26 protein-coding genes are annotated in these 25,019 nt (G+C 47.0%); 7 read left to right on the top strand and 19 right to left on the bottom strand.

Features of this window, described 5'->3' with window-relative positions; translation table 11 throughout:
* Positions 1–533 (bottom strand): C2H2-type zinc finger protein (locus V4C51_RS11705; protein WP_330926346.1); only part of this gene is annotated, 533 nt, incomplete at its 3' end.
* Positions 534–849: 316 nt separating this feature from the next.
* Between V4C51_RS11705 and trmJ the strand changes: the two genes are divergently transcribed.
* A complete protein-coding gene (trmJ, locus tag V4C51_RS11700; RefSeq protein WP_330926345.1) occupies positions 850–1,572 on the top strand; it encodes a tRNA (cytosine(32)/uridine(32)-2'-O)-methyltransferase TrmJ in 723 nt (240 codons plus the stop codon).
* A 13-nt stretch (positions 1,573–1,585) separates the two neighbouring features.
* On the opposite strand, the gene mazG is transcribed toward trmJ, so the two are convergent.
* The 13 genes from mazG to V4C51_RS11635 all read right to left on the bottom strand — a co-directional run bounded on the left by mazG (position 1,586) and on the right by V4C51_RS11635 (position 13,693).
* Positions 1,586–2,428 (bottom strand): nucleoside triphosphate pyrophosphohydrolase, encoded by an 843-nt coding sequence (gene mazG / locus V4C51_RS11695; protein WP_330926344.1) that lies wholly within the window; start codon positions 2,426–2,428, stop codon positions 1,586–1,588.
* A 322-nt stretch (positions 2,429–2,750) separates the two neighbouring features.
* A complete protein-coding gene (gene relA / locus V4C51_RS11690) occupies positions 2,751–5,006 on the bottom strand; it encodes a GTP diphosphokinase (protein WP_330926343.1) in 2,256 nt (751 codons plus the stop codon).
* Between the two features lie 82 nt (positions 5,007–5,088).
* Positions 5,089–5,523, bottom strand: a complete 435-nt coding sequence (locus V4C51_RS11685) for a methyltransferase domain-containing protein (protein WP_330926342.1) — start codon at positions 5,521–5,523, stop codon at positions 5,089–5,091.
* Between the two features lie 280 nt (positions 5,524–5,803).
* The gene (gene acpS / locus V4C51_RS11680) at positions 5,804–6,184 is read right to left on the bottom strand and encodes a holo-ACP synthase (RefSeq protein WP_330926341.1); all 381 of its coding nucleotides are present in this window, start codon (positions 6,182–6,184) and stop codon (positions 5,804–5,806) included.
* Positions 6,181–6,927 (bottom strand): pyridoxine 5'-phosphate synthase, encoded by a 747-nt coding sequence (pdxJ, locus tag V4C51_RS11675; RefSeq protein WP_330926340.1) that lies wholly within the window; start codon positions 6,925–6,927, stop codon positions 6,181–6,183. The genes acpS and pdxJ overlap by 4 nt, the downstream gene beginning before the upstream one ends.
* 7 nt (positions 6,928–6,934) lie before the next feature.
* Entirely contained in the window at positions 6,935–7,669 is a 735-nt protein-coding gene (gene recO / locus V4C51_RS11670) for a DNA repair protein RecO (protein WP_330926339.1), read from the bottom strand.
* On the bottom strand, positions 7,669–8,640 hold the full coding sequence (gene era / locus V4C51_RS11665) for a GTPase Era (protein WP_330926338.1): 972 nt from the start codon (positions 8,638–8,640) through the stop codon (positions 7,669–7,671). Before era ends, recO begins: the two co-directional genes overlap by 1 nt.
* Entirely contained in the window at positions 8,637–9,323 is a 687-nt protein-coding gene (gene rnc / locus V4C51_RS11660) for a ribonuclease III (RefSeq protein ID WP_330926337.1), read from the bottom strand. The genes era and rnc overlap by 4 nt, the downstream gene beginning before the upstream one ends.
* Entirely contained in the window at positions 9,320–9,688 is a 369-nt protein-coding gene (locus tag V4C51_RS11655; protein WP_330926336.1) for a DUF4845 domain-containing protein, read from the bottom strand. The genes rnc and V4C51_RS11655 overlap by 4 nt, the downstream gene beginning before the upstream one ends.
* A 310-nt stretch (positions 9,689–9,998) precedes the next feature.
* Entirely contained in the window at positions 9,999–10,823 is an 825-nt protein-coding gene (gene lepB, locus V4C51_RS11650; protein WP_330926350.1) for a signal peptidase I, read from the bottom strand.
* 84 nt (positions 10,824–10,907) lie between these two features.
* A complete protein-coding gene (lepA, locus tag V4C51_RS11645; protein WP_330926335.1) occupies positions 10,908–12,722 on the bottom strand; it encodes a translation elongation factor 4 in 1,815 nt (604 codons plus the stop codon).
* A gap of 319 nt (positions 12,723–13,041) precedes the next feature.
* Complete coding sequence (locus tag V4C51_RS11640; RefSeq protein ID WP_330926334.1) at positions 13,042–13,257, bottom strand: Tn3 family transposase; 216 nt, start codon at positions 13,255–13,257, stop codon at positions 13,042–13,044.
* Complete coding sequence (locus tag V4C51_RS11635) at positions 13,250–13,693, bottom strand: Tn3 family transposase (RefSeq protein ID WP_330926349.1); 444 nt, start codon at positions 13,691–13,693, stop codon at positions 13,250–13,252. The genes V4C51_RS11640 and V4C51_RS11635 overlap by 8 nt, the downstream gene beginning before the upstream one ends.
* A 230-nt stretch (positions 13,694–13,923) precedes the next feature.
* Between V4C51_RS11635 and V4C51_RS11630 the strand changes: the two genes are divergently transcribed.
* The 5 genes from V4C51_RS11630 to V4C51_RS11610 are packed head-to-tail and all read left to right on the top strand — an operon-like array spanning position 13,924 to position 18,115.
* Complete coding sequence (locus V4C51_RS11630; protein ID WP_330926333.1) at positions 13,924–14,214, top strand: hypothetical protein; 291 nt, start codon at positions 13,924–13,926, stop codon at positions 14,212–14,214.
* A complete protein-coding gene (locus V4C51_RS11625) occupies positions 14,153–14,569 on the top strand; it encodes a GHMP family kinase ATP-binding protein (protein WP_330926332.1) in 417 nt (138 codons plus the stop codon). Before V4C51_RS11630 ends, V4C51_RS11625 begins: the two co-directional genes overlap by 62 nt.
* Positions 14,566–15,759 carry an ATP-grasp domain-containing protein gene (locus tag V4C51_RS11620; RefSeq protein ID WP_330926331.1) on the top strand — a complete coding sequence of 398 codons (1,194 nt, stop codon included), beginning with the start codon at positions 14,566–14,568 and terminating at the stop codon, positions 15,757–15,759. The genes V4C51_RS11625 and V4C51_RS11620 overlap by 4 nt, the downstream gene beginning before the upstream one ends.
* A gap of 3 nt (positions 15,760–15,762) precedes the next feature.
* Complete coding sequence (locus V4C51_RS11615; RefSeq protein ID WP_330926330.1) at positions 15,763–16,938, top strand: MFS transporter; 1,176 nt, start codon at positions 15,763–15,765, stop codon at positions 16,936–16,938.
* Entirely contained in the window at positions 16,931–18,115 is a 1,185-nt protein-coding gene (locus tag V4C51_RS11610) for an ATP-grasp domain-containing protein (protein WP_330926329.1), read from the top strand. Before V4C51_RS11615 ends, V4C51_RS11610 begins: the two co-directional genes overlap by 8 nt.
* A 303-nt stretch (positions 18,116–18,418) precedes the next feature.
* On the opposite strand, the gene V4C51_RS11605 is transcribed toward V4C51_RS11610, so the two are convergent.
* The 5 genes from V4C51_RS11605 to rpoE form a co-directional block, all read right to left on the bottom strand.
* A complete protein-coding gene (locus V4C51_RS11605) occupies positions 18,419–19,876 on the bottom strand; it encodes a DegQ family serine endoprotease (RefSeq protein ID WP_330926328.1) in 1,458 nt (485 codons plus the stop codon).
* Positions 19,877–19,984: 108 nt separating this feature from the next.
* Positions 19,985–20,443 carry a SoxR reducing system RseC family protein gene (locus tag V4C51_RS11600; RefSeq protein WP_330926327.1) on the bottom strand — a complete coding sequence of 153 codons (459 nt, stop codon included), beginning with the start codon at positions 20,441–20,443 and terminating at the stop codon, positions 19,985–19,987.
* 3 nt (positions 20,444–20,446) lie between these two features.
* Positions 20,447–21,493 carry a MucB/RseB C-terminal domain-containing protein gene (locus V4C51_RS11595; protein WP_330926326.1) on the bottom strand — a complete coding sequence of 349 codons (1,047 nt, stop codon included), beginning with the start codon at positions 21,491–21,493 and terminating at the stop codon, positions 20,447–20,449.
* Between the two features lie 3 nt (positions 21,494–21,496).
* The gene (locus tag V4C51_RS11590; protein ID WP_330926325.1) at positions 21,497–22,204 is read right to left on the bottom strand and encodes a sigma-E factor negative regulatory protein; all 708 of its coding nucleotides are present in this window, start codon (positions 22,202–22,204) and stop codon (positions 21,497–21,499) included.
* Positions 22,205–22,256: 52 nt separating this feature from the next.
* Positions 22,257–22,844: an RNA polymerase sigma factor RpoE gene (gene rpoE, locus V4C51_RS11585; RefSeq protein WP_420797662.1), complete on the bottom strand. Its 588-nt coding sequence runs from the start codon at positions 22,842–22,844 to the stop codon at positions 22,257–22,259.
* Positions 22,845–23,299: 455 nt separating this feature from the next.
* On the opposite strand from rpoE, the gene nadB reads away from it, so the two are divergent.
* Positions 23,300–24,913: an L-aspartate oxidase gene (nadB, locus tag V4C51_RS11580; protein ID WP_330926347.1), complete on the top strand. Its 1,614-nt coding sequence runs from the start codon at positions 23,300–23,302 to the stop codon at positions 24,911–24,913.
* The last annotated feature ends 106 nt before the right edge of the window (positions 24,914–25,019 follow it).

The following is a 25,019-nucleotide window of genomic DNA, read 5'->3' as shown; positions in this document are numbered from 1 at the left end:
ACGCCCGGGATTGTCTGTTGATTAATGGATACTTCCGAGGGACTTCGCGCGTAACGAGTGGATGCCTGGGGCTGTCGCGGTGGACTTATGGATAATTCACGCTCATCGTAGTCGGGATGTTCCTTCAGCATATGTGCTTTGTAGGTTTTGTCAGAACTGAAACCCTTTTCTGAACAAACAGGACAATGAAAACTCCTCGTGGCGCCACAAGTGTGATTTTCGAAAGTAGCTTGATGCGCAAAGCGTTCATCACAATTAAGGCATAGATAGGGCTTCTCCCTAGTGTGGGTATTCAGGTGAATATCGCGAGTAACCTTCTGAGCAAAACGCCTATTACAGTATTGGCACGCAAAGGGCTTTTCTCCGGTATGGGTTCGGATGTGGACAGTAAGACCAGCCTTTTGAGCAAATTGATTTCCACAGAAATTACATTGATAGGGCTTTTTTCCGGTATGGGTCAGCTCATGTCGGCTTAATAAACTGGGCTTGGGAAACGTCTTTGGACAAGATTTACAGGCATAAACTTTGGGCATGGGGCCTCACTGTTTTATTAAGCTTAAGCAGATTTTTTGAATGCGCGGCTTTTAACACCGCTAATACCACGGACAGTTTTCCCACGCTGACTCGGTGGGAGAAAATCAACGACAACCAGAGATAGTTAACCAGCATTTAACCATCGCATTCAAGATGATGACAATCAGGACTGCTTATCAGCCATTGAGTATCAGCCATTCAGTCACGGCGGCGCTTGCTGCATAAAAGTGTCCGCGCTACGGTGAGACAAGGTCTACTCTTTTGGATAATTTTGGATAAAATACCCATTTTCCTCAGCCTCCTGTTTATTAGAGAATGCCAGACAAAATCCGCATTATCCTGATCAATACCTTCCACCCCGGCAATATCGGGGCTGTGGCACGTGCCATGAAAACCATGGGACTGCATTCACTGTACCTGGTCAATCCCGGTGATTTTCCGGCATCCGGTGCCACCAGTATGGCCGCGGGCGCTCAAGATGTACTGGACAATGCCACCGTGGTCAATACCTTCGATGAAGCCATTGCTGAGTGCTCGTTAGTGATTGGCACCAGCGCACGCAGCCGGAATATGTCAACCCCCCTGCTAGGGCCTGCTGAGTGTGCTGAAAAACTGGTCACAGAAGCCGGTGTCGGCAATGTCGCGCTGGTTTTTGGCCAAGAAACCATGGGCATGACCAACGAAGAATTACTCAAATGCCATTACCATGTGGCTATTCCCGCCAACCCGGATTATCCGGTACTCAATGTGGCAGCCGCCGCGCAGATTCTGTGTTATGAAATCTACACTGCCAACCGCCAGGGTCAGACCAGGCCATTGAACAAAGACAGTACACCTCAGTACCCAAGCGTACAAACCATGGAGTACTTTTATACCCACCTCGAAACCACCCTCGACAAGATTGGTTTTCTGATACCTCAGCACCCGGGGCTGGCCATGACCCGCCTGAAGCGATTATTTAACCGGGCCCGTCCCGAAGAAAAAGAACTCAATATGCTCCGGGGCATTCTCAGTGCCATTGACCGACAATCGAAGTAACGCGCAACAATGATCAGTGGCCTGTTTCAGCCGTATTGGCGCGCTTTACCTGCTGCCAGAGTGCCTCCATTTCTGCCAGTGTCAGCAACGGTAACGCTGTGGACTGTCTGGCTGCTTCTGCTTCCATGGCTCTGAATCGTCGGTCAAACTTACGGATGGCACCACGCAACGCCATTTCGGGGTTGACCTTTAAATGCCGGGCATAATTGACACAGGCAAACAATAAATCACCGACCTCTTCAGTGAGGGCTTCCTGATCATCAAGGGCAGCAGCCGCCATGATTTCAGCCAGCTCTTCGTTGATTTTATCCGCCACCGGTTCTGGCTCTGACCAGTCAAAGCCAACACGGGCAGCCGCTTCTTGTACTTTCATCGCTTTGCTCAAGCTCGGCAGCGATACCGGTAATTGGGACGGCAACGCAGACTGGCGCTGATGCCGCGGGCATTTTTTCTGCCTTTGTTCAGACTTGACAGCCTCCCACCGCGCTTTAACTTCCTCTGGCGTTAATGTTGGCCGCGCGCCGGCAGAAGCCAGTGTCCCGTCAGGAAACACATGGGGATGACGACAAAGCAGCTTGTCAACCAGAGCGGTCACCACGGCAGAGAAATCAAACAAGCCTGACTCCTCAGCCATACGGGCATGAAATACCACCTGAAAAAGCAGATCGCCCAACTCTTCACGCAGATTCTCAAAATCATTCTGCTCAATGGCCTCCACCACTTCGCACGCCTCTTCCAGGGTATAAGGCGCAATAGTGCTGAAGGTCTGATCCAAATCCCAGGGACAGCCCTTATCAGGGTCTCTCAGTATCGCCATCAGTGCCAGCAAATCATTCAGCGCAGCTACATTTGTCACAAAAACACACTCCAGGTAATTGTCGCCTTTCTAACGACCGTAATGCCCATGGCAGGCCAGGAGCCTGACCGAGAATAGCGCCCGTAGCGAGGATTACGAGAAATTGAGGATAAAAATTTCTGCTTCTGAGGAGAATAGCGGGGCTATTTGACGAAGAAGCAGGAATTTTTAGACCAATTTATCGCAACCGCAGTAGGGTAGTCTATTCTCGGACAGACTCCTAGATGTCAGAGCAGTAGAAAGACGAGTAAGGCCTGCTGTTGCGACGCCTCCTACTCACGGTTCAGACAGTCAGATAGTCAGAACACGCCATTGCTATTATTCAGTGGTTATTTTTGTTTTTGCGAAAGCGCACAGCCTCAATCACATTAGGTAGCTGGCTGACTTTCGCCAGTATCCGTCCCAATGTTTGTAAACTGATGACTTCCACTGTCAGCAACATATTCGCCAGGTGCTCTTTTTTGCTGGTACGGGTTTCCAGGGCGACCACATTGACCTTGTCATTAGCAAGTACCATAGTGATATCTCGCAACAGTCCCGGGCGGTCATAAGCTTCAATCATAATCTCTACCGGGTAAGCGTACTCTGGCGTATCCCCCCAACTGACTTCAATTAACCGTTCCCGCTCCCTTTCATGGAAGTGAAAGACATTGGCGCAATCCTGGCGATGAATCGTAACGCCACGCCCCACCGTGATATAACCTATGATGGGATCACCTGGAACAGGCTGGCAACAATTCGCCATCTGCGTCAACAGATTACCAACACCATCAATAGTAATGCCTTTATCCCCATGCTTTTGCTGTTGGGGACGTGCCCGCAATTCAAAGCCTTTTTCTTCTTCTGGCGCAATTTGCCGTTGCGCCAGCCCCACGACATGGGCCAGTTTGATATCCCCTGCCCCCAGCCCTGCGTACATATCGTCCACACAGTGCGCATTGACAGCCTCTACCAACGCGTCGAGCTTAACCCCATTGAGGGCCAGGCGACGTAGTTCGGCCTCCAACAAGCCGCGACCATCCATAATATTTGAATCGCGATCTTGCTTTTTAAACCAGTGAGTAATTTTCGCGCGCGCCCGCGTGGTGGTCACATATCCCAGATCCGGGTTAAGCCAGTCCCTGCTAGGCTGGCCGTTACTGGCGGTCAGTATTTCCACCTGGTCTCCTGTTTTCAGGGTATGGTTCAAAGGAACAATCCGGCCAGCCACTTTTGCCCCCCTGCAACGACGCCCTACTTCCGTGTGAATACGGTAAGCAAAATCAATAGGCGTGGCGCCCATGGATAAATCAACGACATCACCGTCTTTAGTGAATACATAAATCCGGTCTGGCTCCACATCGGCCCGCCACTGATCCCCGATGCCATCAAGATCACCGAGTTCTTCATGCCATTCCATCACCTGGCGCAGCCAGGCGATTTTCTCTTCATAACTGTCATTCTGGTTATTGGTGTCAGTGCCCTTATACTTCCAATGCGCGCAGACACCTAACTCAGCTTCATCGTGCATTTTATAGGTACGAATCTGGACTTCCAGCGTCTTCCCCTGAGGACCGAACACCGCCGTGTGTAATGAGCGATAACCATTCTCTTTAGGGGTCGCGATATAATCATCAAACTCCTGAGGTATATGGTTCCACAGAGAATGAACGGTCCCTAAAGCCGCATAACAATCCCGCACTTCATGGGTCAGAATACGTACCGCCCGAATATCATACAAATCGCGAAAATCAATACCCTTCCGGCTCATTTTGCGCCAGATACTGTAGATATGTTTCACTCTGCCAAAGACTTCCGCTTCAATATGGACATCGTTCAGGGCATGTTGAAGCGACCCGACCACATCCTCAATGTACTGCTCACGATCCATCCGTTTTTCATCAAGCAGCCGGGCAATCTTTTTATAGTCCTGAGGTTTCAGGTAACGAAACGACAGGTCTTCCAACTCCCACTTGATATAGCCAATACCCAGTCGATGAGCCAGGGGGGCGTAAATTTCAAAGACTTCACGGGCAACCCGCTGGCGTTTTTCTTTATCGGCATACTTCACAGCACGAATCGCACAGGTGCGCTCAGCCAGCTTGATCAGCGCCACACGCACGTCATCAATAATAGACACCAGCATTTTACGGACTTTATCCAGCTGATCCTGTCGCTGGTCAAGCACCTGTTTACGGGCAGGATTCAACACAGTACTGATCACAGCCATCCCCTGAACATCTCTGATCAACCCCGCTACAGATGCGCCAAAGGCCGCTTTAACCGAATCAAGGGGCAGCTTGAATTCACGCACCGGACGGTAAAGCATAGCTGCCACCAGAGAATCCACGTCCAGCTTCAGGTCCGCCAGTATCTCAACCATTTCAAGGCCCGTGCGAAAGCAGCCCGGCCCTGAAGGCCATTCGGTATCCGAAGCCTGTAACCGCGCGTCCTGCTCTGCCTGTCGTGTCATTTCACAGGCTTTGCGTAAGCTGTCGGTACAGAGCAGACCAAACCCCCCCTCAAGACGGCTTAGCCAGGCATCCAGATCGATAGTACCATCATAACGAACGGGGTGATCTTCTCTTACCTTGACCATGAATCTTTTTCCGTTTTTAAATAGATGTCACAACGGGAATCAGTTTTTTGTTCAAATCGCGCGCCCGATATAAACATAATCATCAGCGCTCAAACAGAGCCATAGACTCAATATGCGTGGTTTGGGGAAACATGTCCATGACTCCCAGACGACTGAGTCTAAAGCCTTCTGCTTTTAACAGTCCAGCATCCCGCGCCAGGGTCGCGCGGTTACAGGATACATACAGTATTCTCGGTGGCAGCTTATTTTTCAGCACAGTTACCGCTTCCTGTGCCCCCGCCCGAGGCGGATCAAGCAACAAAGCATCATAAGTGGCTTTTGCCCAGTCCTTATGGCCGAAATCACCTGACAGGCCTGCCTGGTAAAATGCGCAGTTGTTTAGCCCATTTAACACAGCATTATTGGTGGCTCTCGCTACGGCACTTTCCCCCACCTCAACGCCTTTCACACATGCGCCCCCGGCTGCCATTGCCACCGAGAAATTGCCCAGCCCACAAAACAGATCCAGGATACGCAACCCAGGCTACACCTTCAGCCATTGTATCGCCTGCGCCACCATCTGACGGTTGATATGGGTATTCAGCTGACAACAAGAAGGCACCAGAAAAGCCTTCTCACTTTAACGACAGGTTCTTGCCTCACCATACTGAGAAGCAGTCTTAAAAGTCATGCTCCTACCGCGGCTACGATAAATGGGTCTAAAAAGTCGCTTTTGTTCGTCAAATAGTCCCGCTATTCTCCTCACAAAAGCGACTTTTTATCCTCCATTTCTCGCAGTCCTCGCTACGGACAGACTTTTAAGACTGCTTCTCCAGAACAACAAACGCGATAGCATTGTCGCTTTCATCGGATAACGACAAATGGCAGGTACTGATATTTCGCTGGCGCTGCATCTGTCTGGCATACCCATGGAGCACCAGCAAGGGCGCTCCACTGTCGTTGTTAATGACCTCAATGTCCTGAAAAGACACTTTGCCAATACCTGTTCCCAGCGCTTTTGACGTGGCCTCTTTAGCAGCAAACCGTTTTGCCAGAAAGGGAACAGGATTCGCTATAGTATGGTATGTCCTGAATTCCAGCGGCGTCAGTATCCGGCTGGCAAAACGGTCACCATGGCGTTCTACCGTGTCAGCAATCCGGTCAATGCGGATAATATCGGTACCTATCCCCGCAATCATCGGTGCGAAGATGCTCTTAATATCAGCGTTTTCATCGCTTTCACCGCATCCTTAAGACCAGTAAATAATGCCCTTCCAATAATAGCATGCCCGATATTAAGCTCATTAATGCCGGCGACCGCTGCCACCGGTTCGACATTCTGATAATTCAGTCCGTGCCCTGCATTGACGATAAGATGATGCTTCAACCCGCAATACACCGCTTGTCGCAAACGCTCCAGCTCAGCCTTCATGGCCTGCGGGCTATCGGCTTCCGCATAAGCACCGGTATGAAGCTCAATGGCTGGCGCGCCCGCTTCTTTAGCGGCGATTACCTGTTCTTCATCCGGGTCAATAAATAGCGAAACCTCGCACCCTCTGGCACCCAACCGCTGACAAGCTAACTGGATACTCGAAAAACCTGACTTGACATCCAACCCACCTTCAGTGGTTAACTCCTGCCGCTTTTCCGGTACCAGACAAACATGCTCAGGTCTGAGCTCTTCGGCAAACTCAAGCATTTCAGGGGTGTTGGCCATCTCCAGGTTCATACGGGTTTGCAATACATCGCGTATCAGCAAGACATCCCGCTCCCGAATATGCCGCCGGTCTTCCCGCAGGTGCAGTGTAATCCCGTCAGCGCCAGCCTGCTCTGCTTCTATGGCTGCCTGAACAGGGTCGGGGTATGAGATACCGCGCGCTTCACGCAATGTAGCAATATGATCAATATTGACACCCAGTAAGATACGCTGAGGAGGAACCATAATAACATTACTTCCTGTTTGCAGACCGCCACTGTCGGGTAAACAGCTCACGGCTTTTTAAGGGACGTCCCCCAAGCAGGGGTTCAAGGGCCACTCGAGAAAATCGTTTAAAGTCAGGATAAAGCCCAGGCTGACTGAAATCACGGCGTGCCAAGGACAACAGTACCTCTGTAGAAAAGCCCTGGCATACCCCGTTACGACTCAATACCGCACTACCGGCCTCCACCAGCCCCACATGGGGTTGATAATAGTAATAACCGCCCTGACGCAGGGCTTTCCCTGTTATAGCTTCATGGGTCAGCGTCGGCAAATACCCGGTCAGTTGCAGTAATTGTAACTCAAAAAAACGTAACAGAGGCTCAACAGATGCCACCGGTGTTGCCAACTGGTTCAACACCAGCGTATACAGCTCCATCAAACCATCCAACTGCTGCCTTGGCATGACCGCCCTGATGACCAGCTCATTGAGATAAAAACCACAAAACAGCGCATTACCAGAGAGTTTTGCCCATGTTCGCACCTCAATGCTGGACAGCGTTTTCAGGTCACTGCGTCCACGCCAGCTCAGCAATACCTCGGTAAAAGGTTGCAGCAGGGCAATTTTCCCTGAAGACAGAGAGCGCACGCCCTGAACCACCATAGCCAGCCGACCATGCCCTTCCACCAGGAACTCGGCAATCACCGCACGCTCTTTATAAGGCCGCCGGTGCAACAGCCAGGCCCTGGCCAGTTCTGCCGCCATTACTGCTGCTCATACCCCAGGCTTTTCAGTGCCCGCTCATCATCAGACCACCCCCCTTTAATCTTCACCCACAGGCTGAGCATGACTTTTGAATCAAATAGCTTTTCCATATCCAGCCGGGATTCCTGACCAATTTTCTTCAAGCGAGCACCTTTGTCACCAATGACAATGGCTTTTTGGCCAGAACGCTCCACCAGAATCAATGCGCTGATGTGCAATACTGGGGCTTTATTTGGGCGCTGTTCCTGTTTAAACTCTTCAATTTCAACGGCAACCTCGTAGGGAATCTCGTCGCCGAGCTGCCGCATGACTTTTTCCCGCACCAACTCAGCCGCCAGAAAGCGGGAGCTGCGATCAGTCACCTGATCTTCTGGGAAAAAGTGCGGGCTTACAGGCATCAGTTGTTCAACCTGATGCTCAAGCTGATTCAGGTTATGGCCACTTTTGGCGGAAAGAGGCACCATGGCGTAAAAGCTGGCTTTTTTCCCCAAAGCGTCCAAATGAGGAAATAAAACAGCTTTATCCTGAATCCGATCAACTTTATTGATAGCCAGTATCACCGGACAACGGGCATCTTGTATCTTGTTGAGTACCAGCTGATCCTCTTCCGTCCACACCAGACGATCCACAACAAACACAACAACATCAACGTCAGCCAGCACAGTGCTGGCAGCGCGGTTCATATAGCGGTTAATCGCTTTTTTCTGCGACTTATGAATGCCAGGGGTATCGACGTAAACGGTCTGCACACGCCCTTGTGTTTTAATACCCAACACCTGATGGCGCGTCGTTTGTGGTCGGCGGGAAGTAATGGACAGTTTTTGCCCCAGAATATGATTGAGCAGCGTTGATTTGCCGACGTTCGGTCGCCCCACAATCGCCACATAACCACATCGGCTGCCTTCAGGCAACGTGTCAGAGTCGGCGTTCCCGGAAAGAGAAGCCGCCAATCGAGACAGATCAGTTGTCATGATTCCATATCCAACAAAGAAAGGGCTTTTCGAGCAGCCTGTTGCTCAGCGCCACGACGACTGGAACCTTCACCTACGGTAGTATTATCAGGGCTTTCCAGCTCACAGACCACGGTAAAGACCTGATCATGGGCTTCACCGGAAACATCGGTTACAGTGTACTGTGGTAACGCCTTCTGACGTGCCTGCAAAAACTCCTGCAGGCGGGTCTTTGGGTCTTTGTTCTGTTGGTCACTGATCGATAGAGCATTGAGGCGCAGGGCAAACCACCGGCGAATATGCGATCGACAGGTTTCCATATCACTGTCCAGATAAATGGCACCGATAATGGCTTCCACAGCATCAGCAAGGATTGATTCCCGCCGGAAGCCACCACTTTTGAGTTCACCAGACCCCAAACGCAGAAAATCCCCCAACTCAAACTCCCGGCCAAGCTCAGCCAATGTGGCACCGCGAACCATGCGCGCGCGTAAACGGCTCAACTGGCCTTCCCGCGCTTCAGGAAAGCGCTCATACAAGGCATCCGCAATGACAAAATTAACAATGGAATCCCCCAGAAACTCCAGGCGTTCATTATTACGACTACCACAACTACGGTGAGTCAGCGCCAGTTTCAGGCGACTCTTATCAACAAAGAGGTAGCCCAACTTACGCTCAAGTTCAGCAAATTCTTCAAGCTTCACGTAGGTTTGATGTTCCAATCGTGTTCAAAAGTTAATACAAGGCTAAGATTATAAACAAGGTGAATGCGTCGCTCATAACGAATCTCTACCTGACGCTGACCTTCCTTCCCTCGAATGCGATACTCACTCTCAGCCAATTTTACCCTGTTTCTCTGAAACCCCTGTTTCAGCCAAGTTCGGACTTGCTCAACGCTGGCATTGCCCAGCTGCGGTTTTCTCTTTATTGACGACAATAATCGAGAAACGGCAAAATCATCCATATAATAAGGCAGCATCTTCGCGGCCATCATAACGCCACTGACCAAAAAAACCACTATTGTCATCAATCTGATGATACCAACACCGCCCTGCCTGGCTGTTCCCATGTCACCCTCCATGATCCTAAGAGCCTGTCCGAGAATAGACTACCCTACTGCGGTTGCGATAAATTGGTCTGAAAATTCCTGCTTCTTCATCAAATAGCCCCGCTATTCTCCTCAGAGGCAGAAATTTTATCCTCAATTTCTCGCAATCCTCGCTAAGGGCGCTATTCTCGGTCAGGCTCCTAGATACAGTCACCTTTATAAATAAGAAGCTGTTCATACAAGATAATGAACAGCTTTTAAGGTTCCATAATATATCAAAGGCGAAAGGTAACAAACATGCCAGACCCATCCTCTGTGGAAGCACTCAGGCTTATTCAATCACACGGTTATTTTTGAAGCTGGGCAGGTCAGTCCACTTCGGCCAGTGCATCCAGATATACACCGCCTTACCAACAATATTACGCTCCGGCACAAAACCCCAGTAGCGACTATCATTGCTTCGGTCCCGGTTGTCACCCATCACAAAATAACTATCAGCAGGCACTTCCCAAACCCCTTCTTTCATACTGGGAATACCTGGTTCACGTCGTATATGGTGCACCTTACCATCACCATCACCATCGATAGTCTCATCGTATAAGCGATACACACCGCTATCATCACTCAGTTGGGCAACAAACTGCTGAGGGACAACCTTACCATTAATGGTCAGCTGCTTGTTGAAATAGGTAATGGTATCACCTGGCAGGCCAATCACCCGTTTAATAAAATTAATACTCGGGTTCATCGGCTCTTTAAAGACCATCACATCACCCCGCTCAGGCTCATTCATGGATAGAATTTTGGTACCCGTCACTGGGAGCCGCAGGCCGTATTCATACTTATTGACAAGAATGAAGTCACCCACCTCAAGGGTCGGAATCATAGAACCTGATGGAATCTGAAACGGCTCAAACAAGAAAGAACGAAGCACCAGTACTAATGCCAGTACGGGAAAAATTGACTTAGCCGTCTCAATAAAGCCCGCTTCTTTTTCAAGCTTTGCCACAACAGCCTGATCAATCTTATCGCCATCAACACTGGCTTTATAACTATCAACCGCTTTTCGGCGACGAGGTCGAAGCCACAACCGATCCAGCAGGGCTATCAACCCCGTAATAAAAACCGCCAGTACCAGCAATAGCGGAAAATTAATGTCCATGGTTATTGTTTCTCTGCCAGTTATCCGTTTAAAGTAAAGCGAGGCAGTGACCTATGCACTCCCCGCCCGAACCCTGAATTATTTATCGACTTTCAGTACAGCAAGGAAAGCAGCTTGAGGAATTTCTACATTGCCTACTTGCTTCATTCGCTTTTTACCGGCTTTCTGTTTTTCCAAAAGCTTACGCTTACGGGAGACATCACCACCATAACACTTTGCCGTCACGTTCTTGCGCAGGGCTTTTACTGTTGTCCTGGCAATCACCTGACCACCAATGGCAGCCTGAATAGCAACATCAAACATCTGACGCGGAATAATTTCCTTCATCTTTTCCGTTAGCAACCGTCCTCGTGACTGCGCATGATCCCGGTGAACAATGACAGCTAGAGCATCGACTTTGTCACCATTAATCAACACATCAACACGCACCATATTGGCCCCTTCAAAGCGGTCAAAGTGGTAGTCCAGCGACGCAAAACCCCGGCTAACTGACTTCAGTCGATCAAAAAAGTCCAGAACAACCTCACTCATGGGAATATCATAGCTCAGGGAAACCTGCCCGCCCATAAACTGCATATCTTTTTGCGCACCCCGACGCTCGACACACAAGGTAATCACATTCCCCAGGTAATCCTGCGGCACCAATATATTCACCTTAGCGATAGGTTCTCGAATTTCTTCAATACCCGCGGGATCAGGGAGTTTAGACGGATTATCTACCTCAACCACCGCTCTGTTTTTCAGCGCGACCTCATAGATGACGGTAGGTGCTGTGGTGATCAGGTCCAGATTATATTCGCGCTCCAGCCGCTCCTGGATAATCTCCATATGGAGCATTCCCAAAAAACCACAGCGAAAACCGAAACCAAGGGCATCACTGCTTTCTGGCTCATAAAACAACGAAGCATCATTGAGGCTGAGTTTTTCCAGCGCCTCACGAAAGGATTCAAAATCATCAGAACTGACCGGAAACAAGCCTGCGTAAACCTGAGGCTTCACTGTTTTGAACCCTGGCATGGCCTCAACATCCGGGGTCTTCGCATGGGTCAGGGTGTCCCCAACCGGCGCGCCCTGAATATCTTTGATACCCGCGATGACATAACCCACTTCGCCGGCTTTCAGCTCAGCCGTCGCGCTTCGCTTGGGCGTATAGATGCCCACACCATCGACAACGTGCGCTCCTCTGGTGGACTTCACCAGTATCTTTTCTCCTTTGCGCAACGTGCCATTTTTAACACGCACCAAAGAAACAATACCGAGGTAATTATCAAACCAGGAATCAATAATTAATGCCTGCAAGGGCGCGTTGATATCCCCGGCAGGGGCCGGTACGGTCTTCACCAACGCGTTAAGCACTTTGTCAATACCCAAACCACTTTTAGCTGAACACTGCACCGCATCTGTCGCGTCAATGCCAATGATCTCTTCAATTTCCTGGGCAACACGCTCAGGCTCAGCCTGGGGCAAATCCATTTTGTTCAAAACCGGCATGACCTCCAGCCCCTGCTCAATAGCCGTGTAGCAATTGGCCACGGACTGCGCTTCTACTCCCTGCGCCGCATCCACCACCAGCAAGGCACCCTCACAAGCTGCCAATGAACGAGATACCTCATAAGAAAAGTCAACGTGTCCGGGTGTATCAATAAAGTTCAACTGATAAGTCTTACCATCGTCAGCGGTATAATCAAGGGTCACGCTCTGTGCCTTGATGGTAATGCCACGCTCACGCTCAAGCTCCATGGAATCCAGGACCTGCGCCTGCATTTCACGGTCACTGAGACCACCACAGGTCTGGATAAACCGGTCGGCCAGCGTCGATTTACCGTGGTCAATATGGGCAATAATCGAGAAGTTGCGTATATGGTGCAGATTACTGGCTGTCGGTTTAGTCATACATTGATTTTTCTGTAGGGGCACCATGAACCAGACGGTGTTATTACCGTATTTATCGTTGTGCCGCTTAAATGGAAAAGATGAAATCGGGCTAGGAGCCTGTCGGACTTAAGACAATTCCGGCCTGAAATCCACAATCGCGGCCAGAATTTTCGATCAATTTGCTTAAACAGGTCAACTATTCGCACAAATTGATCGAAAACTCTGACTCGCCCTACTGAATTTTATGCTCGAAAGCATAAGTCCGACAGGCTCCCAGTATAACGGTATCAACACCCATGTGACAGCAGCAAAGTTTTTTGCTGAAACCCAGCCCCTGCTATAGGTACATGGCCGGTAACCGTGACAAATCTTCATAAAAATCACGTAACCACCTTGTTTTATTAGGAAAAAGATCGAATTCTAACGGTCGTACCTTTTGGTTCACATCCAGCCGGTAATGCCCCAGAAGGTTGATGTGATGGTCACGGTAAGGTGAGAGGTGGCTCAGCATTTCATCCGTGATTTCATGCCCTTCTTTTCGTAGTTCAGTCAATGTGCGACTCAGGTTTTCGACTGTGTGAAGTATGACCATAATTAGCAGTCAGGTGATTGCACTTGATGATTTTGTCCTGTTGGCTCCGATCATTCTCCCTTATGACGCCTTTGTTACCAGAGAAGAGCAAGGCAGGGAAATCATTGAACTTTTCACTCTTGTTTGTTTCGGCGTTAATCATCTTCCGCATTCCCGTGTCTTGAATGTACTCCAGAAATAAAAGTGTTCTTACAGCCCGGTCCAGCTTTCTGAACCCATAGTACACAGAGTTTTTTCGGCTTTTGCTGTTGAGCCCCTTGATGATGGTCGAGCTGACATAGGGGGAGATCTTCCCGGCCTTGATGGACATGGCAATTGGCAGCATGTCATCCCAGCAAGCCTCAATCCGTTCCCATTTGAGCGTTTCACGGAACAAAGGCCCAAGGTTATCCTCAATACCCCTAAAAGCACTTTTGCAGGCCCAAGCCCGAAGCTCTAAAGCAAAGCAACAGTCTTGAAAATTTGATCTAGGTCAATAAAAACAAAAATAATCAAAAGACAGCACTTTTTTTTATAAGAATCTAGTGTTTAAATCCAAGCACAGAAACAAACGGCACTAAAAAAAAATTTGGGTGCTGCTTGTTTTTTTAAAAAAAATCCACGAAATAGAAAAAGTAATGGCTATAAATGAACAATCTTTTTAAGGAAAATATCGCCATTCTGGCAGCCAATGCTGTTTATGAAGCTTCCTGTAGAGGAACACTGGGTGAGCTGTATCAAGGTCCTTTCTTTGACAAAGACTCCGTAGATATCGCGATAATTTCAGCTTTATCAAACAATAAAACTAGCGCAACCCTGATTGCAGGAAGAGAGTGCAATCTTGAGGCAATAAATAAGCTGAAGGTAAAGAAAGCGCTTGAAAATTTCTCAAATCTTCTTGCTAAAGAATCACCTAGCCAATGGTCAATGGTCATTTGAAAGCGATTTACAGGTTGGTGCAGGTATGTCTAGCTCTACTTCGGATATTATTTCTGCGTTGCGCTGCGTTAGCAATGCATTAAACAGAACATTAAGCATTAAAGACATTACCTACTCACTACTAGGTGTAGAGCGTTCTGACTCTATTTTTATAGATCTCCCATCACTGTATCTTAGCCAGAAACAAAAATTTATTGATGTATACAAGTCCCAGAAAAAGATATTTTGTATTTACGGCATGGAAAATAAAGCCATTGACACCTCAGCAACCAAGTCGTCTCTAATCCAGTTCTATAAAGAGAAAATTGCTAAGTTCTGCGAACATCAAGAAACAATTCCCGAGGAAAATGCATGAATATTATTCTGGTTGAAGCACTAACTTTTGGCCTTGGCAGGCTCACAAAAGCAGCCGAGGAACTAAATGTCACATTACACCTTCTGACCCGCAATCCGGATGTTTACTTTTATGAGCTAAAAAACATCCAGAGCAAACGCTTAAAAGTGGTTAAGCTGGACACTTTTGATAAAAAGGAGGTTATCAATTATTGCTCTGAAATTGATAACTTTGCCAACATTATTAACCTTACTGACACATGGACTAATACTGTCAGGGAAGTATCAGAAATTCTAGGGTGTAAAATCCAAAACCCTCTATCTATGAAGATATGTCGAGATAAATCAATGCTACGACAGACCCTGATAGAAAAAAAATTATCTCGCTGTTCGCAAAATTTAGTTGATATACGTCAAGAAAAAATCAACCTGGAAGGAATCCGTTATCCTGTCATTGTTAAAGATGCTAGCGGTACAGGGTCTAAAAATGTTTGGCTTGCTGAAAGTACTTCTGAGCTTTACAAGGTTATTAGCGAAGCCAAAAGTATATCCAACCTTGATCAGGTTTTAGTTGAAACCTACCTCAAGGGCACATTGTTTAGCGCGGAAACGGTCAGCTATCAAGGCAAAACAAAACTGATCTCCATTTCCAGTAGAATACTTTCAGATATACCGAAGTTTATGGAAAAAGCCATATCACTACCATTAAAAACCAAGGGTACAGAACTGGAAAACGTTGAGCCTTGGATAAAGCATATTCTTACTGCTATTTCATATACCGATGGGTTTGCGCATACTGAGTTCGTTGTAACAGATAAAGGTTTTGAAGTTATTGAAGTAAACCCTCGGTTAGGTGGTGTTCAGATCGGTGAAGCATTATGCCAGGCATTTGATTATAATTTTTATAAAGCTTTTATTGAAATGGCACTAGGCAGAGAGCCAGAAGTGTTTTCCATCCAGCTGTCACCCAAAAAAGCTATTGGGCAAGTTTTTATTTATGCAAACTCTACGGGAAGATTCTCACATACGGATAATAAACATACAAGCAAAAAAACCACAGTCTACCCTTGTGCAATCAAAGGTAAGAAAATAAACAGCCTGAGTGACCAAACCTCTTGCGTTGCTATAAGCCTCACTGAGTCTTCCAATTCTGAACTTGCTTTGCTGGATGCATTATCAGAGGCAAACAAAATAAAAGTATTTATGGACTAAAAGATGTTAAAATCACTTAAAAGCTACAGTTTGGATATTCAGCTTGTTCTTATTACTACATTGCTAAGCAATGTAGGTATATTTATGGTGATACCATTTCTTGCTATTTACCTGAATGATATTGATAAAATATCTACTGTAGATGTAGGAATTATTATTGGTATTGCTTTTTGGTGTCAAAGAGCAGGATCTCTACTGGGAGGTATCTTATCAGATTTCTTTCATGTAAAAAAGACAATGCTCTTAGGACTATTAATTAGAATACCTGGTTACATGATGGTCGGATATGTTACAAATTTTTATCTTCTGGTAGTAGCCTGCTCTTTAATTGGTTTGGGAAGTAGCATTTACTTACCCGCTGCTAAATCTTTTCTCGTCAATAGGACAGATGACAACAAAAAAGTTGAAATTCTGTCTATTCGCGTCATTTTATCTAATGTAGGGGTGGCACTTGGTCCTGTAATAGGATTGGCTGTTTTTGATATTTCACCTATATGGCTATTTACTAGCGTTGGGTTAGTGTTCGCTAGCCTTTTGTTCTTAAATCTTAGGCTTAGTGATATAGAAAGAAAGAAGGAAGAAAGTAATCCCATTTTTTCTGACTTCAATAAATTACTTAAAAATAAAAAAATGGTCATAACATCCATACTGATGTTTATATTTATAGCGCTTTATATGCAGATTGAAGTAACAATTCCAATGTTTAGTAATGACGTCTTTGGTAAACGTTTTATTTCTGCTGTATTTATTATTAACGCTCTAATCGTTATATTGTTTCAAATGCCGATATCCAAGTGGGCTTGTAAAGAGTCAAACACATTTGCTATGCCTCTTGGTTTTTTATTTTTTTCGGCAAGTTTCTTATTATTATTCGTATTTGAGAGTTCATATCTTGCTTTGTTTTCCTCAGTAATAATTTTTTCAGTTGCTGAAATAATCTTTCAAATCAGGTTAGATTATGATGCTACCAATATAGATAAACGGATGATTGCAACAACATTTGGTCTGATGAGTTTAGCTGGCGCATTTGGCGGTTTGTTTGGTAGTTTTATAGGCACACTGTTGTACTCAACACCTATTTTTGGATTGGGTATTTGGGCGATTCTAACAATTGCAACAGTTATATTAACAGTCATATCCTTTTTTTCTCTAAGAAATATCGAGGTTGTTTATGCCTAAGCATGTAGTATTGATTAGCCCCCACGAGGCTATGATTGATTGTGTAAAATCACACAAGATAGAATATACCATTATAGATAAAGCTGGGGCACGCTATGACTACCAAGACGTAGAAAGTTGCGCCTTATTTCTTTTTGACTATCATAATGAACAACTATGCACAAGGATTTTAGAAGCTATCAATGAAAATAAAAAAATTGATGCCATCGTAACATTAACGGAAAATGCTTTACCTGTAGCAGCAAATCTTTCTGAATATTTTAACTTACCATCTACTCCTATGAGTATAGTTAAGTTAATACATGACAAAGCAAGTATGAGAGAATCCTTATCATCATTTGATAATTACTCTATCAACTTTTTACAGCCTAAAAACCTGCATGATCTTCATCAGTTTGCCGAAGAAAATGGCTTTCCTTTTATCATAAAACCTAAAAAGGGTGTTGGCAGCAAGGGTGTATTGAAAATAGAAAAAATGTCAGACCTAAAGAGTATAACTTTTACAGAAGAACTAATTGCTGAACAGTTTATTCTTGGAGATGAGTATTCCGTTGAATTTTTTTCATTCAACGGTGATCATAAAATGGTATCTGTAACTGAAAAAAATCTGATTAGTAGTAGTTCTATCGACAACTTTACAGAAATTGGGCATACGATTCCTGCTGAAATAAATAAAAACCTGAAAAGCCATATAGAAAAATATGTGTCAACTTTTCTTGATATTATTGGCTTAAAGGATGGTCCATCTCATACAGAAATAAAGGTAGCTGGTGGTGTTATCAATATAATAGAGACACACAATCGAATAGGTGGTGATAGGATTTCATCATTGGTAAAAATCAGCACTGGAGTAGACTTGGTAGAGCTCTCCATTTTATGGCCGCTAAATCTATGCAAACCTATTGAGAGCCCAATACATCACAATGTCTCAGCATCAATCAGATTTTTCAATCCAAAACCAGGAAAACTGTTATCCATAGATGGCATTGAAACCGCAAAACAATCTCGATCCATCATAGATGTTGAAGTATCATGCAAAACAGGCGACTTAATAAAGCCTATAAACGACTCTTTTGGTAGATATGGTTTTTTGATAGCAACAGGAGTTGACACCAAAGAGGCTAGAACTAATGCTTATGAGGCAAGTTCTAAAATAAAATTTAACATCTCAGGTTGATCTGACTAATCTATTGACTGGAGGGGCGGCCGACAAATGGGGCTGTCTTTTAGTCACATCTCAAGTTTTAGCCTGTTGCACTTATTGTATTCTTCCAGCGTTACGTGATTTTTATGAAGATTTGTCACGGTTACGGGTCACGTACCCTATACGCAAAAAAGCTGAAGGGCAGAACACCTTTCAGCTTTATCAGTGGTTTATCCCTGAGCTCTGTAATGCACTGCTTTTAACTGTTAAAGAAAACCACTGTTTACTCCAAAAGCAGCGCATTGTGTTGCTATTGATCACAGGAAGTGGTCAGGTTTATGTAGACAGTTTAAACGTAATAAAAGCCGGTTGCGTGTCCCGGATCACGCGCATGGAAATCGAGCGATTATCAGGCAACCCCTTCACCACAGCATCGAATTCCTTGGGCGTGCGTATGCGCTCTGTATTGAGATGAGTAATAACATCACCTTTACGCAGACCAATGGCTCGCGCCGCACCAGAAAATATCTCAACAACGACAACCCCCTTGACGTCATTGCCTAAACGTAATGTTGCTCGATAGTCCTTATTCAGCTCAGCCACCTGAATACCCAAACGGTTTTCAGACGCATGCTGCTTAATAGACTGCCCTGACTTCATGCTCGTTTCATTGGGAAGCTCGCCTACCGTTACTGTTGCCTTTGCTTCTTTACCATCGCGAATATATTCTACTTTAGCTTTATCACCTATTGGGACCGTACCCACAATCATGGGCAACACATCAGCGCTGTGAATAGGCTCATCATTTAAACGGACAATAATATCACCAGGGTGTAACTGGGCTTTATCAGCAGGCCCACCAGGCACAACCTGACTAACCAAAGCCCCCATGGGTTTTTCAAGCCCGAAGGACTCTGCCAGGTTATGGTCTACTTCCTGGATGCCAACCCCAAGCCAGGCACGGGCAACGTAACCTTTTTCCTTGATCTGCTCAACAGCCCACATGACGTGATCAATGGGAATGGCAAACGACAAACCCATAAACCCGCCGGAGCGGGTAAAAATCTGAGAATTAATGCCAATGACTTCACCGAGCATATTAAACAGCGGTCCACCAGAGTTACCGGGATTAATAGGCACATCGGTCTGAATAAATGGCACATACGCATCACCCGGCAGGCTTCGATTCAAAGCGCTGACAATCCCTTTGGTGATTGAGTATTGAAAGTTAAACGGTGAGCCAATTGCTGCCACCCATTGACCCGGTTTAATTTTATCCGAATCGCCGAGCTTCACTACAGGTAGCTTGTTTTTAGCTTTGATTTTTAACAAGGCAAGGTCAGAGCGCTTATCCGCGCCCACCAGTTCCGCCTTGAATTCACTGCGGTCACTGAGTTTGACAATTATTTCATCTGCACCTTCCACCACATGGTTGTTGGTGAGAATGTAACCATCGTCAGAAATAATAAAGCCAGATCCTAATGATAGAGGCTGAGGCGTAGTGGGGGGAGGTGTGTCAGGGTACGGAATCCCAAAGTAGCGGCGGAAGATTTCCGGCAATTCCTCTCCACCTGGGCCATAAATACGAGCCCCCTGGTTTTTAGGTATTGCCAATGTACTGATATTAACAACCGCCGGCGAAGCTTTCTCAAACAACTCCGTAAAGTTCGGCAGGTTCACTTCCACTTCGGTGGGAACTGCCGAAGGCTTTGTAAAAGCGACAGCCGATACACTCAAACACGAGAACAGCATCAAGCATGCTGCATTTTTCACCAAACGACGAGGTCTGCTCATGAATAAAACGTCTCCAACAATCACGAAGATAGTTTATCTATCCTTTTCGAGAGCCTGCTCAACAAGCGTTATTTTCGCTTCAGCCGCTCCCGAGCGGAAAGAAACATGCTACGTACAACCAGGTTTATCCAGCCATCGGGGAACTTTCCTGATCACACGGACATAACAGAGGGTAACCCCTCGCTGAGTTGACCATCTTACCAAAGTAAGTCCCAGAAAAAGTCCCGCTACACACAGTAATAACGTCAAAAAATCATTGATCTGAAAATAAAAGGCTATCGCCAGCATACTCATCAAGCCTGTCAGGGGTATCAGATACACCTGCATAGATGCTTTCAGCAAATGTCCTTCCGCCACCCCAACAACAACCCGATCTCCCACAGCAACAGAGTGATGACAGCGGGCCTTGACAACAACTCGCCCCTGACGCTCACGGTACTGTTCAGCCAGTTGCTGGCCACAACCTGAACGCAAAGAACAACGGTTACAGGCAGTTTTACGCCCTGTTTCAACCCAAACTCCCCCGTCTGCTTCCACTTTCACAACTGTGGCCTGTTCTTCAATCATACACTACTTAACGACTTTCTTTGCAGGGAGGACTGGCGTCTGGTTTGTGCCAGACGCTTTTACCGGTCTGACAGACACAGCAACACGTTCAGCGGTACCCAGGGGCACTTCTCCAACCACTGTCACATGAAAATACGTTTCACCATTACGAAAAACTTTTGATACTGCTGCCAGCGACCCGACTTTTTCCGCCGCCTGACTCAACACACGCGTCTCATCAGGCTCAACAAAAACAGAAAAGCTGGCAATACCGTCTGAGAAAATAACCGCATCCGTTTTATGGTCACTCACCGGCGAAGGTCGCTGAGAAGCGTGTTGGACAACAAATCCTTCTGGCACCCATCCGGCTTCCCACCCCCAAATGCCACCCTGTTTGACAACAGGCTGCATATCGACAATATCTTTATTCTGAGTATTATGCTTTTCCATGGCGGCCTTTTCCGGCTCACTCAAGGTAACGCCCGGCTCAATATGGGTAAACTGTAATCGCTCAATAATATTGCTATGACTGTCAAGCATAATGGATTTCAAGGGTAAGCCTGAGTACACATCTACCCACAAGCGGTAGCCATACCTGAACCGATCAACAGGCACAATATCAATGACAGCAGCTTCCCGCCCTGCCACCCGATCAATCTGCTGGCGCGCAAACTCCACCTTGTAAAACCTTTCAGGGGCAATCCCCGAAAATTTACCCAACATAGGTACAAGGGAGTTATGCTCAAACTGAGTTACCCCGTTGTTTAAGGTGGAGTAGGTCAGCTTATCACCATTTCTAACCATTTCCCGGGGCAATCCATCAAGGTAAAGCACACGCTCCTTTACCCCTCCGCTTTCAACATCATGTGTCACAGCCAGCGTTTCAAGCCGTGTGCCCACCTGATAAACCAGGACACCACGGTAAGTCCAGAGCTTCGTCGATTCAGCCACTCGCCCCAGCCACTGTTGGGCTGTCTTAGGCACTGGAATACTTTCTTCGGCGATAACCTGCACAGAAACACCAATAAGAAATACCAGTAAGCTCCTTTTAACCAATAACCATCCTTTCATAAACTATTGCACATCAAAGCTTGTTAATCTTGCAAAGGGCAGTACTCCCTGCCCTTTAGTCATTGCTGAAAGTTCAGCATGCTGCAGGGCATACGCTCGGAACCGCTCACGCGTTGCCCGATCAGCCACTCGCTGTGCATAAGCAATTTGCTCAGGGGAAATACTCTCACTCTGGTGACCTGCGCCGTACCCGGCAAGAATCCCCATGCCCCCATAATGCTGGGCATTAACCTGAATGGGCTGACTCAGTGTCATACTGTTATTTCCGGCATCAGCAACTAACGCTTCGGGCGTGACAGAGTCACTGTTATAGCTGCGCGTGCCAAGTACGACAGCAAACACAACAGAAGCGGCTATGGCCACACGGCCAAAAGCGCCATTCATACTTTCCATAAGCCGGGCAAATGACCCTGCACCCAAAAAACGGGTCTTTTCAATACGCTCATTGACTCTGCTCGATCGCTTCTCTTCCTGATCGATAGCCGCCATTACCCCGCGGGAAATATCAATATCGGCAAACCGATTTGTCTCATGACGGAGCGTATCCCCTATCCGCTGGTAGCGTATCGCCGCCTCACGCAAAGCGTCATTGCTTTGCAAACTATCAAGCACCCGGTGCATTTCAAACTCACTGGCCTGACCATCCATTACAGCCGACAGGGCGTCATGTAATCGTTCACTGCTCTGGTTACCGGCGTTTTTCTCACTCATAAACACCTCCAGTTAAGTGGATGATGCCAACTGCACTCAACCTGTTTCATCATTATTTATCCCGACGCAACAAAGGCTCAACTTCGCGATCAATCGCTTCTCTTGCTCTAAAAATACGTGAACGCACAGTTCCTACTGGGCAGGACATAACTTCGGCAATTTCATCGTAACTAAGCCCGTCAAATTCCCTCAGCAATACAGCTGTTCTTAACTCGTCAGGCAAATCATTAATGACACCATGCACCACCTTTTCCACTTCATTCCGGTGCAGATTCCTCTCAGGGCTATCGATGTCTTTCAAGCCTGTGGACAACTCAGCAAATTCGGCATCATAGACGTCAACGTTAGCGGTTTGTGGCTTGCGCCCCTTCGAAACCAGGTGATTTTTTGCGGTATTAATGGCAATACGGTAGATCCAGGTATAAAACGAGCTGTCTCCACGAAAGCGATCCATTGCTTTATAGGCTTTAATAAAGGCTTCCTGTGTCACATCCTGTACCTCCTGGAAGTCATTGATATAGCTCCCCACCAGCCCCAAAATACGGTGTTGATACTTCAGCACCAACATATCAAACGCACGACTATCGCCCTGTTGTACTCGTTCAACTAATTGCTGATCGGCCTGTTGAGGGTCTATCATTCATGACCCCCAGACTGGTAAATACGATGGGTAACACCCCTATTGACCTTCAAGCAAACTTCCCCTTGTTTTATGTAGACCATAACGTGGCCCAAAAGTTCCTGACTCCGTGAAAAAACTCAGCTAACAAAATTAACAACCCTAGCTGACATACTCTCATCAAGCGTACTATAGTGAAGGCTTTGTTTGCTACTGATCTCGCACGCTCAGGCGCTGACCGACTAACGGGCTTATACTTCGGCACAGTCACCTGACGATATCATCGACTTCCGTAACTTCGGCTTTAACCACAATCGTATTTCTACGTATCGGGATAAATAGTAGCAACTATACGAAAAACAAGCATTTTTTCTGAAAATACGCCATAATCACTGCCGTCTTGAAAGAAAGCAGCTGTGAGCAGGCTACGTCGAGCAGCAGCGTATAAGGTTTATAACCGAGAAACACGAGCGCTCATGCAAACCGCTTTTGATTACGATATCACCATTATTGGCAGTGGCGCTGCTGGCTTGACACTGGCCCTGACATTGCCCACCCACTTCCGCATCACCTTACTCAGCAAAGGAAATCTCTCTACCGGCTCTTCTTACTACGCACAAGGCGGCATTGCAGCGGTTCTGAACGATTGTGAAGATGACAATGAAAAACATATTCACGACACACTGGTGGCTGGCTCAGGCCTGTGTCATTGCGATACCGTTCAACACATAATCAAGCACGGCAAACAAGCCATTGAATGGTTAATTAACCAGGGCGTTCCTTTTACACGCAACAACACTCAGCACAACACTTACCCTTACCACCTGACTCAGGAAGGGGGGCACAGCGCCCGACGGATTATCCATGCCGCTGACGCAACAGGCCGCGCCATATCTGACACGCTCATCAACAAAGTAAAAAACGCCCCTAACATCAAGGTGCTTGAGCACCATGTGGCCGTTGACCTGATTACCAGAAAGGCTACAGATAGCCCTTCACAATGCCTTGGTGTTTATGCCCTTAATACCGTGACAGGCAATGTAATCACCCTAAAGAGCGGTTATACGGTGCTAGCCACAGGGGGAGCCAGTAAAGCCTACTTGTTCACCTCTAATGCCGATGGCGCCAGCGGTGATGGTATTGCTATGGCCTGGCGTGCTGGTTGTCGGGTAGCCAACATGGAATTTAATCAGTTTCATCCTACCTGCCTCTATCACCCCAACGCTAAATCTTTCCTGATTTCTGAAGCTGTTCGTGGTGAAGGTGGCAAACTTCTTCGGCCCGATGGCACGCGCTTTATGCCAGAATACGATCACCGGGCAGAGCTGGCTCCCCGTGACATTGTTGCCAGAGCCATTGATCACGAGATGAAACGACTGGGTGCTGACTGCCTTTACCTCGATATCAGCCATCAGTCTGCCGAATTTATACTATCCCATTTCCCCACTATTTACCAACGCTGCCTGGGATATGGCATTGATATTACTCAACAACCAATCCCCGTTGTCCCCGCTGCTCATTACACCTGCGGCGGCATCGTGGTCGATCTGGAAGGACGAACCGACATACAACACTTGTATTCTATAGGTGAAAGCACCTGTACAGGCCTTCATGGTGCTAACCGCCTGGCCAGCAATTCTCTACTGGAATGCCTTGTATCCGCGCAAACTGCTGCCAGAGCCATAGAGACCTCCTTTAAACAACGTGATACATGCAGCGCCATTATTCCGGACTGGGATGACAGCCAGGTCATTGATGCTGATGAAAATGTTGTCATCGCCCATAACTGGGATGAGCTTCGCCGCTTCATGTGGGATTACGTAGGCATTGTCAGAACAACCAAACGTCTTCACCGCGCCGCGCACAGGATTAGCCTGCTTCAGTCGGAGATTGATGAGTTTTACAGTAATTTCAGAATCACCGGCGACCTGATCGAATTGAGAAACCTGGCCCTGGTGTCAGAGCTGATTATTCGCTGCGCCCTTGAGCGAAAGGAATCCCGGGGACTCCACTACACACTGGATTACCCTTTCACGTCTGACAAGGCCAAGGATACGGTGTTAGCACCCGGAACAGTACTACCCCTCTAAAAACCCATAACTATTCACTAGCCCGGATATTTCATAAACTGCCCTGAGAATTGCGCGGAACCTTGCGGCTCTAAGGGATTTTGCGAAGGAGCGCCGTACCGGGGAG

The organism is Candidatus Sororendozoicomonas aggregata, from assembly GCF_031528575.1.
Lineage (GTDB): Bacteria > Pseudomonadota > Gammaproteobacteria > Pseudomonadales > Endozoicomonadaceae > Endonucleibacter > Endonucleibacter aggregata.
Note: the sequence above shows the minus strand (reverse complement) of the source record. Positions and strands in the feature narration are given on the sequence as shown.